Annotated in this window: 9 protein-coding genes; 3 read left to right on the top strand and 6 right to left on the bottom strand. The window is 74.2% G+C overall.

Translation table 11 applies throughout. The annotated features are described in order from the left end of the window. Positions 1-21: 21 nt before the first annotated feature. Positions 22-1,254, top strand: coding sequence for a Vgb family protein (locus ABEE00_RS32990; protein WP_345749460.1), 1,233 nt, complete (start codon positions 22-24; stop codon positions 1,252-1,254). Between the two features lie 94 nt (positions 1,255-1,348). Here ABEE00_RS32990 and ABEE00_RS32985 read toward each other — a convergent pair whose 3' ends face one another. From ABEE00_RS32985 to ABEE00_RS32975, 3 genes are all read right to left on the bottom strand, one after another. Beyond that, complete coding sequence (locus ABEE00_RS32985) at positions 1,349-2,203, bottom strand: SAM-dependent methyltransferase (protein ID WP_345749459.1); 855 nt, start codon at positions 2,201-2,203, stop codon at positions 1,349-1,351. Positions 2,204-2,418: 215 nt separating this feature from the next. Beyond that, positions 2,419-4,461 (bottom strand): AfsR/SARP family transcriptional regulator, encoded by a 2,043-nt coding sequence (locus ABEE00_RS32980; RefSeq protein ID WP_345749458.1) that lies wholly within the window; start codon positions 4,459-4,461, stop codon positions 2,419-2,421. A 55-nt stretch (positions 4,462-4,516) separates the two neighbouring features. After that, on the bottom strand, positions 4,517-5,971 hold the full coding sequence (locus ABEE00_RS32975; RefSeq protein ID WP_345749457.1) for a salicylate synthase: 1,455 nt from the start codon (positions 5,969-5,971) through the stop codon (positions 4,517-4,519). A 988-nt stretch (positions 5,972-6,959) separates the two neighbouring features. Between ABEE00_RS32975 and ABEE00_RS32970 the strand changes: the two genes are divergently transcribed. Together ABEE00_RS32970 and ABEE00_RS32965 are read left to right on the top strand one after the other, a co-directional pair. After that, the gene (locus ABEE00_RS32970; RefSeq protein WP_345749456.1) at positions 6,960-7,175 is read left to right on the top strand and encodes a hypothetical protein; all 216 of its coding nucleotides are present in this window, start codon (positions 6,960-6,962) and stop codon (positions 7,173-7,175) included. 14 nt (positions 7,176-7,189) lie between these two features. Further along, a complete protein-coding gene (locus ABEE00_RS32965; protein WP_345749455.1) occupies positions 7,190-7,855 on the top strand; it encodes a TetR/AcrR family transcriptional regulator in 666 nt (221 codons plus the stop codon). Between the two features lie 103 nt (positions 7,856-7,958). Here the strand turns inward: ABEE00_RS32965 and ABEE00_RS32960 are convergent, their stop codons facing one another. From ABEE00_RS32960 to ABEE00_RS32950, 3 genes are read right to left on the bottom strand one after another with little or no spacing between them, the layout of a single operon-like run. Continuing rightward, on the bottom strand, positions 7,959-8,801 hold the full coding sequence (locus ABEE00_RS32960) for a thioesterase II family protein (RefSeq protein WP_345749454.1): 843 nt from the start codon (positions 8,799-8,801) through the stop codon (positions 7,959-7,961). A gap of 7 nt (positions 8,802-8,808) precedes the next feature. Continuing rightward, entirely contained in the window at positions 8,809-10,524 is a 1,716-nt protein-coding gene (locus ABEE00_RS32955; RefSeq protein WP_345749453.1) for an ABC transporter ATP-binding protein, read from the bottom strand. Next, on the bottom strand, positions 10,521-12,476 hold the full coding sequence (locus ABEE00_RS32950) for an ABC transporter ATP-binding protein (protein WP_345749452.1): 1,956 nt from the start codon (positions 12,474-12,476) through the stop codon (positions 10,521-10,523). Before ABEE00_RS32950 ends, ABEE00_RS32955 begins: the two co-directional genes overlap by 4 nt. Between the last annotated feature and the right edge of the window lie 274 nt (positions 12,477-12,750).

Raw genomic sequence — 12,750 nt, 5'->3', positions numbered from 1 at the left:
AGCAGACCGAGAGGGGACGACATGACGTTCGAGAACATCTTCGACAGCGGCGGCGGCGAGGCCGATTCCGCGAAGGACACCGCGCAATCCCTCCACGACAGCACCCCGGGCGCCGAGGAGGGGACCTGGGACGAGGAGAACGACACGGTGTCCGGCAGCGCCTCGGGCTATGTGCGCGACTGGGAGAGCGCGCGCGATCCGTGGCTGCTGCACCAGACACCGCACGGCGCATTCGGCGTGCTGGGTTTCCTGGACCCGCTCTTCCAGAGGACGAGCGACGTGTCCTCGGCCCAGCGCCAGGCGTCCGAGGATCCCAGGACGACCTCGGACATGGCCTCTTCGACAAAGGACAAGGCCTTCGCATCGGTGAAGGCGGAGATCCGCGAGGAGGACATGCCGGGGCTCGGCGAGGAGGCGCAGCAGCGTCTGCGCCAGGCGCACGACCGCGCCGCGAGCGCCAACGTGCTCACCGCCCTGATCACCGCCGACCTCGGGAACGCCGAGGGCATCGCCCTGGACACGGCGCACGGGAAGGCGTACGTGGCCAGTCGCAGCACCCACCGGCTGATCGGGGTCGACCTCGCTTCGGGGGCCACCTACACGGTACGCAGCGATGACCTGGGCGAAGTGTGCGATGTGGCGCTGGACGGCGGCGGCCTGGCCTATGTCACCGACTTCTCCGGCAGGCGCCTGCTCTCGGTGGACCTGGCCACGGGCGCGACCCGGCAGGTCGCCGGCGAGCTGCGCGCGTACGGCGTCGGACTGTACGGGGGCACGGTGTACGTCACCGACTGGGACCACCAGAAGCTGATCGCGGTCGACCCGGCGAACGGGGAACAGACGCCCGTCGCCGAGGACTTGGGTGCGGGTCCCTCGGGCGTGGCCATGGACGGCGACGGGACGGCGTACGTCGGCCACCGGGACGGCACAGGGCCGCTGTGGCGGATCGACCTGCGTCAAGGCGCCAAGACGGAGGTGGCCACGGTCTCCCGGACGAGCCCGCGCATCGCGCTGGACGGCGCGGGCCGCGCCTACGTCTCCGACCACCTCGGCGACCGCCTGCACGAGGTCCACCTCGCGGACGGCGCGCAGCGGGTGGCGGCCACCGGGGGCGGCGGCGTCTCCTTCTCGCCCGTCGGCCTCGCGCTGGACCGCACCGGCGGCTGGCTGTACGTGGCCACCTGGGAGGGCCAGCTCTGGCGGATCTCCCAGCGGGCGGTACGGGGGCCGGGCGCGGTCAACGTGAAGACGTAAGAGGGAGCCGAGACAAGGGGCGGGCGTGAGCACCCGGGCCTCAGCACCCGGCTCAAGCCCGCCCCACCGGATTCGTCGGGACGCTTCCGCACGCTCAGGGCTTGCGCGCCACCCCGCCGAACTCCCACCACTCGCCGCCCGGTTCCGGCAGCGGCTTCGCCGCCTCGGCGTCCAGGCGCCAGTCGTTGATCCGGCCCAGGCCGGGCTCCAGCACCTCCAGGCCCTCGAAGTACCGGGCGACCTCGTGCTCTTCCCGCACCCGGCCCCAATTGCCGTGCGTGGCCTCGTCCATGAATCCGGTGACGAAGTCGCGGGTCTCCTTCTGGTCGCTGACGAGCTGGTTGATGACCAGGAAGCTGCCGGATGGCACCTTCTCCAGCACCCGCTCCACCAGCTCGGCCGGGCCGCCGGCGCCGTCGGCCGAGGCGTCGGGCAGGCAGTGCATCACCGACACGAACAGCACGCCGACCGGCTCGTCCAGGTCGAGCAGCCGCCGGGTGTCGGGGTGCCCGAAGATGGTCTCGGTGTCCCGCATGTCGGCCTCGATCACGGCCGTGCGCTCGCCGGCCCCGCTCTCCCTGAGCAGCATGCCGCCCCGCTCCAGCACCGCGGGGTCGTTGTCCACGTAGACGACCCGCGCCGCGGGGTCCACCCGCTGCGCGACCTGGTGGACGTTGTCCTGTGTGGGCAGCCCCGAGCCCTGGTCGAGGAACTGGCGCACCCCGTACTCCTCGGCCAGCACCCGCACCACGCGCCGGAGGAACCGCCGGTTGTTGACGGCGAGCGGGCGGGTGCTGGGCACCACCTTGTCCAGCTCGCCGACCGCCTCGCGGTCCACCGGGTAGTTGTCCGTACCGCCGAGGTAGAAGTCGTACATCCGGGCCACGCTGGGCGTCCCGGGGTCTCCGCCCGGGTCAGCCGCGGCCGCATTCGCCGTGTTCTCGCGCATGCCTACCTCACCGTCTCGCCATGTGCCCGCGCCCTCGGTACGAGCCCCGGGCCTCGCAGGTTGAACAGGCAACCAGTGCCCCAACTGGCCTGTCCAGACCGGGACTTGTATTTCACCCTCTTCTCACCGGGGGTCTTCCGGGACGCGGGGTGGGCCGCCTTCCGGGGCGCGGGGAGGACGAGCCGGCGCCCGGCTCCGCCCTCCCCGCGCCCCGCTCAGCTCGCCGTGACCCGCAGCATCGGGTCCTTCTCCAGCACCGGAGCGCGGCGCGGCACGAAGTACCGCTCGCGCCCGAGCAGCCGCACCAGCGCCAGGTCGCGCTCGGTCTTCGGCTCCTGCTGCGCGCACTCGGCCGCGTAGATGCGGATCAGGCCGTGGAACCGGTAGCGCTGCGGCGAGACGCGCTCCAGCAGGTGGCCGTCGACCAGCAGGTTCAGCAGGTGGCGTGCCGTGGCCTGGCCCGCGCCCGCCAACGTGGCCGCCTCCTGCACGGTGATCGTGCCGCCGGAGTGCAGGCCCAGATAGCGGAACATCCGCGCGGCCTCCGGCGGCAGCGCGTGGTAGGACGCCTGGAACACGGTGCGCAGGTTCGCGGCCGCGTCGTCCTCCACCGTGAGCCGGTCCAGTAACCCCCGCTCGTCCGCGTACCGTTCGACCGGCGTGGCCGGTGCGTCGTCGCGCGCGGCGAGCAGGCCCTCCACGGCGCTGCGCAGCGCCAGCGGCAGTCCCCCGCACACCCGCGCCAGGCGCGTGATCGCGCCCGGTTCGCGGCGCAGCCGCTCGCCGCCGAGGTAGGCGAGGAGCTCCGCCGACTCGGCCTCGGACAGCGGCCCGACCCGCACGAGGTGCGCGCCGTCGCGGATGGCCAGCCCGGTGAGCCGCCGGCGGCTGGTGGCGAGCACGCTGGACGCGCCCGGCGGGATCAGCGGCCGCACCTGCTCGGCGCCCGCCGCGTCGTCCAGCACCACCAGCATGCGCCGCTCGTGCAGGAGGCTGCGGTACAGGCTGACCCGGCCCGCCAGTTCGCAGGGCATCCGCCCGTCCTCGACGCCGAGGCTGGTCAGTAGCTGGGCCAGCGCCTCGGACGCGGTGAGCGGCTTCCCCTGGAGGCCGGTGCCGCCGAGGTCCACGAAGAGCTGGCCGTCGGGGAAGCGGCCCCTGAGCCGGTGCGCCAGCTCCAGCACGACCGCCGTCTTGCCCACGCCGGCCAGCCCGTTCACCACCGCGACCCGCGTGCTCGCCGTGGCGTGCTCGGGCTCCTCGGTCAGCGCCCGCTCCAGCCGTGCCAGTTCCGCCGTACGGCCCACGAAGCCGCGTGCCAGCGGCGGCAGTTGGGCGGGGCGCGGGGTGTCCGGCACGGCGCGCTCGTACACGCCCTCGTGCCCCCGCGCCGGTGCCGGGTCCGCACCCGGCGCGGGCACGCGCGCCCGTGCCGGCTCGGGTGCCGGGGCCCTGGAGTGCTGCTCGCGGTGCGTGGCTCCGGTGTCGGCGCGCCCCGTCAGGATCTCCTGGTGCAGCGTGCGCAGTTCGGCGCCGGGCTCGATGCCCAGTTCGCTGCCGAGGAGCCGGCGCGTCCCGTCGTACACCGAGAGCGCGTGCGCCTGCCGGTCGCAGCGGTACAGGGCCAGCATCAGCAGCCAGGTCAGCTTCTCGCGCAGCGGCTCCTCGGCGACGGCTGCCGACAGGTCGGCGACCACCTCGCCGTGCCGCCCCGCCGCCAGCATGTCCGAGGCCCACTCCTCCACGGCCGTCGTCTTCAGGTCGTGCAGCCGGGTCCGCTCCATCGCGGCGAACGGGCCCGGTATCCCCGCGAACGCCTCGCCGTGCCAGAGGGACAGGGCCTCCTCGTACAGGCCCGGAGCCCCGCTGCCGCCGGATTCGGCGCGTGCCCTGCGCGCCTGCGCGTGGCACTGCGCGAAGCGCCGGACGTCGACGGAGTCCGGGTGTACCCGCAGGCAGTAGCCGCCCGCGGCCGAGGCCAGCACGGAGCTGGTGCCGCGCCTGCTGCGCCCCGGCTCCAGGGTGCGGCGCAGCCCGGCTACGTACGTGTGCACCCCGTTGGCCGCTGTGCGCGGGATGTCGCTCCCCCACACCGCGTCGATGATCTGCTCGATCCCCACGACATCGCCGGCCCGGGTGGCCAGCAGCGCCAGGACGGCCCGCTGCTTCGGCGGACCGAGGACGACCTCGTGGCCGTCCCGCCAGGCCCGTATGGGGCCCAGCAGTTGGATGCGTATGCCATCCCCCGTCGTGCGCATGGTGCCATTGCCTCCAGGAGTGGGAAGTGGTTCGCGCTGACCGGCCGCGCGGCGCTCAGTGCCGCGCGGCGGGGCCGGCGGGCGAGGCACCGGTAACGGCGGCACCGGTCACGGCGGACCTGGCCACCGCGGCTCCGGCCTCTCCCGCGTCCGCGCCCGCGTCTCCCGCGCCCTCGGCGCGTGCCAGCAGCGAGGCGGCGACCGACCTAAGCTTCTCGCGCGTCTCCTCCAACTCCCGCTCCGGCACGGAGTGTTCGACCACCCCGGCGCCGGCCCGCAGCCACGTCCTGCCGTCCTGCTCGTAGACGCTGCGCAGCACCAGCGCCGCGTCCATCGCGCCGCTCTCCGCGACCTTCATCACCACGCCCGCGTACGGCCCGCGGCGGTCCGGCTCGTGGCGCCGTATGGCCTGGTACGCGGCGTGCTTGGGGATCCCGGACGCGGTCACGGCGGGAAAGACGGCGGCGAACGCGTCCCAGGGGCTGGCCCCCTCGGGCATCCGCCCCACCACCCGCGAGCCCAGATGCTGGACCGACCCGCGCTCCTTGACCGACATGTACTCCTCGACCACCACCGACTCCGGCTTGCACGGGCCGGTGAGCTCGTCGACCGCGAGCTTCACCGAAATGGCGTGCTCGTGCAGCTCCTTGGGGTCGGACAGCAGGTCCTCGCGCAGCTTGCGGTCGGTCTCGGGGTCGCCGGTGCGCGCACGGCTCCCGGCCAGCGGCTGGCTGGCCACTCGGCGGTCCGCTGTCACCTCCACGACGGTCTCGGGACTGAACCCGAAGCTGCGCAGCCCGCCCATGTCCAGCAGGAAGGAGCGCGCCGGGGTGTTGCTCACGCGGCCCTTGCGGTAGCTGGCGGGGAAGTCGACGGCCGTGCCGACCGGGATCGCGCGGGAGAGGATCGCCTTGTGCAGCGTGCCCGCGCGGATCTCCTCGACGAGCGAGCCCACGCCGCGCACATACGCCTCGGCCCCGGCCTCCAGATCCACCGGCACGGCGGCCCGCGCCTCCTCCTCCGGGCGCGCCCCCGCGCCGGCCCGGCCTGCGTCGATGCGGGCCAGCGCCTCCCGCACCGCGGTCAGCGCCTCCTCGTCCAGGCTGCGCACGGTCACCCGGGAGCCGGACACCGTGAGTTCGGTACGGGGCACCACCAGGTGCATCAGCGTCCCGGGGTCCACCCCGATCCCGGTGAGGGCGTGCGCGAGCTCGAAGGCGCACCAGCCGTACGCGGTCCAGCCCTCGACCGGCAGCTCGGCGAGGAACCTCTGCACCGCGGTCAGCGGCTCACCGAACCACGGCTCCACGCGGGTCACACCGGATCTCGTACATCGAATGCTGTCGGCGTCGACGACCACCTCGGCCGCCACGCCTCCCGCTATGGACCACTCCTGCGGGGTTTCATATGCGACGGAGGTGTCGAAGATTTCCGCTGACGCGAGGCCGACGGCGATATCCAGCGGCGCGAGGCCGGTTTCCAGCGTGACGGTTCCGTACTGCTCCTTCATTTCACTTCCTCCGGGATACGGGCGACCGGGGCGCCGGGCCGTACATCCGGCCGGGCAGGCCGGATCCTGCGGAGCGCCGCGTGGTCGCCCTACGCGAATTCAAGGACTGTTCCAGTGCCGCACGGGTAAGATCGCCGCGTGCGGGTACAGAGATTCCGGGAGGGAATTGCGGGACCGCCCCCACATGCGCCGCCATGCCTGACGGATCACGCAGAAACGGTGCCCACACCCGCCGTGAGGTGCTGCTTCAGGAGGCTGAGGCCCCTGCCTCCGTGCGCGGAGATTCCATCACACGCACGCCCCGGCGAGGTTAAGAAAAGCTATACGCCGGGACAAAGATTTCCCCTCGGACCCGCGGTCCTGCGCATTGCGCGGAAATGACGGACCGCCTGGGCACAATCGGCGGAATTTCCTCAAGCAGGCCGGCAGACCGGACATCACACCCCCGTTATGGCATCCCTTCGCACCGATGCAGACATCCCATCGTGCGAACTGCGCGACGCAGCTTACCCAACCACCATCACACGAACAACATGCTTCACAAGGAGCCTCACGGATTACCCGCCGGTCACTCATGAATTTGGGATTCCGGTTTATTTCCGCACCGCGCCCCGTGCATTTCTCACGGGGCCTGCGGGCGGGGAAGGCGACGGCGGGGGCCGACGGGGGAGGCAGCCCCCGCCGTCGCGGCTCGGCGCCGGGCACCGCCGGGAAGGAACGGGCGGAGCGGGGCGGCGGATGCGGGCTCGCGCGGCCGGTCGGGGTCCGCCGCCGTCAGGGCGGCGGAGCCGGCAGCCGCCACGGCGTACGGTGTCCCACGCGGTGCGGCCCCGACTCGTCCATCTGCTCCCCCATAGTTTTCGTACCCGTAAAATGTACGCGTCCGGTAACAGTAGCCGGGAGCCGGTAGGTTGTCACCCCACCCGTTGCCGCGGCCGGTGCGGCGCACCGGTCGCGGGGCCGGTGCACGCCGGGGGACGGAGGCCCGGTGAAGCGCCTGGCCTGGTGCTACGGTGGCGCCGAGCCTCCTGGGGACCAACTCCCGGTGTTTTCCGAGGCGTTCGCGGCGCCCCCGGCGCCGCCGGAGTCAGCCGCCCCCTCCCGGCGCGAGGGCCCAGCCCCGCAGGAGCCGCGCTCCCCCACCGCGCCCGCCGAGGCGACGACCGCGGTGGGGCGCACCGCGCGGGTGCTTGCCGAGACGTGAGAGAAGAGGAACGGATGCAGTCCCGACCGAAGCGCACCGGAAGAACCGGGCGCCCGCCCCGGCTGTCGCTGGAGGCGATCATCGAGGCCGCCCAGCGCCTGCTGGCGGCCGAGGGCGCCGAGGCGCTGTCGATGCGGCGCCTGGCGAAGGAGCTCGAGAGCACGCCCATGGCGCTGTACCACCACGTACGCGACAAGGACGAGCTCCTGCTCCTGCTGCTGGAGGCGCACGCCCAGCGCATCCCCCGTCCCGAACTGCCCGATGACCCGCGCAAGCGCATCGTGGCGGCAGGCCAGCTCCTGCACGACGTGCTCGCCGAGTGCCCGTGGATCGTGGAGGTGCTCGCCTCGGACGACCTGATGGCCGTGTCGGCGCTGTGGATCGTGGAGGCGGTCGTGGACGCGGCGATCGAGTGCGGACTCACTCCCGAGGAGGCCGTGGACGCCTACAGGGTCATCTGGTACTTCACCGTCGGCGAGCTGATGACCCGGGTGACGCGGGAGCGGCGGCAGGCCGACGCCGAGCAGCCCTCGCACCGCGACCGCGCCTTCGCCGAGCTGTCCCCCGAGTCCTATCCGCGGCTCGCCGCGCTCTCCGAGAAGTGGCCCGAGCTCACCGGCCGCGACACCTTCCGGCAGGGCCTGGAGGCCATGGTCGACGGACTGGTCGCCCGCGCCTGACCCCGTACGCGCGCACGGCACCGGCCCCCGGATGCGGATCCATCCGGGGGTCGGTGTCGTTTTGGTCAACTCCCTTGCGGCACAGGGGAGCTGGCGGTCCGGGTCAGGGCATGGACGGCCAGGAAGCGGGGGTGCCGGACACCGCGTCGCGGGCCCGCGCCACCACCAGGTCGAGCACCCGCTGCCGGTGCGCCTCCAGATAGAAGTGGTCACCCGGCAGCGCCCGCACCTCGCAGGAGCCCTCCGTCGCCCCGCTCCAGCCCGCGGCCTCCCGCGCGTCGACCTCCGGGTCCTCCTCCCCGTACAGGACGGTCACCGGGGCGCGCAGCGGGACGCCCGGCAGCGGTCTGTACGTCTCGATGAGCTGGTAGTCGCGGCGGACGGTGGGCAGCACGGCGGACATCAGCGAGGCGTTGTCGAGGATGCCGACGCCGGTGCCGCCGAGCCGGCGCAGGTCGGCGAGCAGCGCTTCCTCGCCGCCGAGGTGCACGGTGCCGGGCCGCGACAGCTCGGGGGCCGGGCGGCCCGAGGCGACCAGGGCCGCGGGTTCCCGGCCGCCCGCCGTGAGGCCGCGGGCGACCTCGTAGGCGACGGCGGCGCCCATGCTGTGCCCGAACAGCACGGTGGGCAGGCCGAGTTGGCGCGGCTGCCCCGGGCCGTCCGCCAGGAGCTCGGCGGTGAGCGCCGCGACGAGGTCGGCCATGCGGGTCGGCGCCGTCTCCTCGAAGCGGTCCTCGCGGCCCGGGTACTGGACCACAGCGAACTCCACGTCCCAGGGCGCGTCGACGGCCCATCGGCGGTAGTGGCTCGCGGCGCCGCCCGCGTGCGGGAAGCACAGCACCCGGGCCCGCGCGCAGGCGCGGGGTGCGGGGCGGCGCACGGCCGTGCCGCTCGGGGCGGTACGCGGCGCGGGAACCGGTTCCGCTCTCTCGGTCGGAAAGAACATCTCTGCCTCACTCACTCGCTACGGGCGCCAGGGAGACCTGCCAGAAGTCGGCGTAGCGGCCCTCCCGGCGCAGGAGTTCCTCGTGTGTGCCCTGCTCGACGACGTGGCCCCCGTCCAGGAAGGCGATGCGGTCGGCCTGCCGCACGGTGCGCAGCCTGTGCGCGACGACGACCACCGTGCGGCCTTCCAGGAGGCGGTCGATGCCGTCCTGTACGGCGCGTTCGCTCTCGGCGTCCAGCGCCGAGGTCGCCTCGTCCAGCAGGACGACGGGCGCGTCCTTGAGCAACGCGCGGGCGATGGAGACGCGTTGGCGCTCCCCGCCGGAGAGCACCGCGCCGCTCTCGCCGACCTGGGTGGCCCAGCCGTCCGGGAGCCGGTCGATCACCTCGTCCAGGCGTGCGGCGGCCGCGGCCGCCCTGACCTCGGCCTCGTCGGCGCCGGGGCGGCCCAGGCGCACGTTCTCCTCGATGGTGCCCTCGAAGAGGTAGACGTCCTGGAAGACCACCGAGACCCGGCTCATCAGGTCCTCGGTCGCCATGTCGCGCACGTCCGCGCCGCCGAGCCGCACCGCGCCCGCGTCCACGTCGTGGAAGCGCGCGAGGAGCTGGAGCAGCGTGGACTTGCCGGCGCCCGAAGGCCCGACGACCGCGAGCCTGCTGCCCTCGGGAACGGTCAGGGACAGCCCCTCCAGCACCGTACGGCCGTCCCTGCGGAAGGCCACGGCGTCCAGGGCGAGATCGCTGCCCTGGGGCCGTGCCGGCTCGGCGGGCTCGGGCAGCGGGGGCTCGCGCAGCACCGCGTCCAGGCGCTCCAGTTCGCCGCGCGAGGCGCGCATCTGGCCGCCGAGGTCGGAGAGCGAGAGCAGCGGATCCACGCAGCGCGCCGCCAGCACCAGCAGGGCCAGCACCTCGGCCGGCTGGACGCTCCCGCCCAGTGCCAGCACGGTGCCCAGCACGAGCAGCGCGGTGAACGCGGCCTGCACCGTGAAGGAGAGGCCCAGCACGCCGGGCAGCGCCGAGAGCGCGGAGCGGCGCACCGCGCGCCGCTGGCCCTCCAACGCGTCGTCCAGCAGCCGGAATCCGTCGGTGGTGCGGCCGCCGACCCGCAACACGGGCTGGGCCCGCACGTATTCGATGACGCGCCCGGCCGCCTCGTCGCCGAGGCGCGCGCGTTCCGCATCCTGCGCCGCCGTGGCCCGGCCGGTCCACACCTGGGTCGCCGCGACCAGAGGGGCGGCCACCAGCGCCGCGAGGCCCAGCCGCCAGTCGTAGCAGACCATCACGGCGACCACGGTCAGCGGCGTGAAGCAGGCGCCGATGAGGGGCTGGAGGCGGTGTGCGGGGACCGCCATGACCTGGAGCACGCTGCGGCTGGCCAGGACGGAGACCTCGCCGACCCGGCGCGGGGTGAACCAGCCCAGGGGCAGTCGCGCCAGGTGGTCGCCGAGCCGGTGGTGCAGGCCGCGGGAGAGCGCGGCGCCCACGCGGAAGCCGGAGACGTCCGAGCGGTAGCGCAGCACCGCGCACGCGGCCGCCGCGCCGGCGAAGGCGCCCAGCCACGGCCAGGCGTCCGCGGGCCGTGCGCCGAACAGGGCGGTGAGCAGCGGCACCAGCAGGGCGTAGGAGAGCCCCTCGGCCACCGCGGTCGCGGCCATCAGCGCCAGCGTGCGGCGCAGCGGGCGCGCGTGCTCGTCGCCGAGTACGCGCAGCAGTACACGGATCACCGGGTCCCCTCTCCTCGTACGGACTCGCCCCGCGCCGATCCGTCCCGCGCGGGCTCCCCTCCTGCCGGCGCATCCGGGCGGCCCGGGCCCTCGGCCTCGTCGCCGGGCCAGGACTGCTGTGCCTCCCACATCGCGGCGAACCTGCCGTCCACCGCGAGCAGTTCGGCCGGTGTGCCGCGCTCCGCCACCGCGCCGTCCTCCAGCACCACGACCGTGTCGGCCTCGGCGATGGTCTCCAGGCGGTGCGCGATGACGAGCTGGGTGCGGTTCTCGCGCAGCGTGTCCAGCGCGCGCCGCACGTCGTACTCGGTACGCGGATCGGCGAAGGCGGTCGCCTCGTCGAGCACCAGCACCGGCGCGTCGGTGAGCAGCGCGCGGGCGATGGAGATGCGCTGCGCCTCGCCGCCCGACAGCCCGGCGTCCTCGCCGATCACCGAGTCGTATCCGCGGGGCAGTTCGGTGATCCGGTCGTGGATGCGGGCGAGCCGCGCGGCCCGTACGACCTCCTCGCGGTCGGCGTGCGGCACCGCGAGCGCGATGTTCTCCGCGATGCTCGCGCGCAGCAGCCGTACGTCCTGGAAGACGAAGGAGACCAGCGCGTACAGGTCGCGCGAGGCGATGTCGCGCAGGTCGGCGCCGCCGATGCGCACGGTGCCGCGCGTCGGGTCGGCGAACCGCGGCAGCAGCCGGGCCAGCGTGGACTTCCCGCCGCCCGAGGGCCCCACCAGCGCGGTGACGGTGCCCTGTTCGAGGACGAGGTCGATGCCGCGCAGCACCTCGCGCCCCGGCTCGTACGCGTACGCGACCCCGCTCAGCTCCACCCGGTGCCCCTCGGGGGTCACAGGACGGGACGGCTCGGAGAGCGGTTCCACCGCGAACAGTCCGCGGATGCGGGCCGCAGCGCGCTGCGCCGCCTGTACGTCGTCGAGGCCGTGCCCGAGCGCGGCGACCGGCGCCGTGAGGCCGAGCCCGAGCAGCAGGAAGGGCAGCAGGTCGGCGGGCGGCATGGCGTCCGCGGTGATCAGCGCGGTGCCGCCGGCCAGGATCAGCACGAGCACGAAGGGCGGCGAGAGCACCAGCGCGGCGAGCGCGCCGAGCCCGGCGACGCCGAGCACCCAGCCGAGGAAGTACGCGGCGAAGTCGTCCGCCGCCTTGATGAACGCGCGGTGCGCGCGGCCCGAGCCGCCGAACGCCTTCACGACCGCGATGCCCTCGACGTACTCCACCGCCGACCCCGCGATGCGGCCCATCGCGGCGTCCAGCGCGAGCTGGTCGCGGCGCCGGCCGTCGGACATCAGCATCAGGTTGAGCAGGACGCCGAGGACCACGGGGATCAGCGCGACGAGCGTCAGCCGCCAGTCCACCCAGGCCAGATAGGCCAGCGAGACGAGCGGCACGACGACGGCCGAGGTCGCCTCGCCCGGGGTGTGCGCGGTGAGCGGGTGCAGCGCCGCCACGTCCTCCTGGACGACCTGGCCCAGCTCGCCCGAGCTGCGCCGCGAGTACCAGCCCAGCGGCACCCGGCCCAGGTGCTCGGCCAGCCGCCGCCGCACGGAGAGCTGGAGCCCGCCGTCGATGAGGTGCCCGATCCCCGAGGAGAGCGCGGCGAACACGACCCGCACGAGCAGACCGCCCGCGCCGACCGCGACCACGGTCCACACGTGCCCCTCGTCCACCGGCCCCGCCGACAGCAGGGCGCGCCCCAGCTCCACGACGGCGATCAGCGGCGCGAGACCGCCGAGCGCGCTGACGACCTGGAGCACGAGCACGGCGGTCAGGCCGAGGCGGTAGGGGCGCAGCAGACCGGCCAGCGCCCGGCCGCCGGAGACCTCAGCCCCGGGTTTTCCCTCTCCTGCCCCGCCCGTCCCCGACCGGCTCCCCTCGGGCTGCTCGACGGGCTGCTCGGCCGCGGGCGTCCCCTCCCGCGCCGAACCGGCTTCGGTGGTGGTCACTTCGCCACCTCCGCCACCGGGACGCCGCACGCCGCCGGGGCCTGTGCGCCCCGGGCGCCGAGGGTCGCCCCGCTGTTCCGACCTGCCTCGCTCACCGCTCCTCCAACCGTGTGCCCGCATTATCTGTACGCGTACAATAACTTACCGGGCCGCGCTCCCCCTGTCACCCGCTTCGCCCCGCCCGGTGCGGGGACCGGACGGGGCGAGGGCGCTGCGGGCGCCGTGCGGGAGGCACCGCGCGGCAGGCACCGCGCCGGCGGTTCAGCGCAGGGCG

This window comes from Streptomyces odontomachicola, from assembly GCF_039605595.1.
GTDB lineage: Bacteria > Actinomycetota > Actinomycetes > Streptomycetales > Streptomycetaceae > Streptomyces.
The sequence above is the reverse complement of the archived record's forward strand: the minus strand, read 5'-3'. Positions and strand labels throughout refer to the sequence as shown.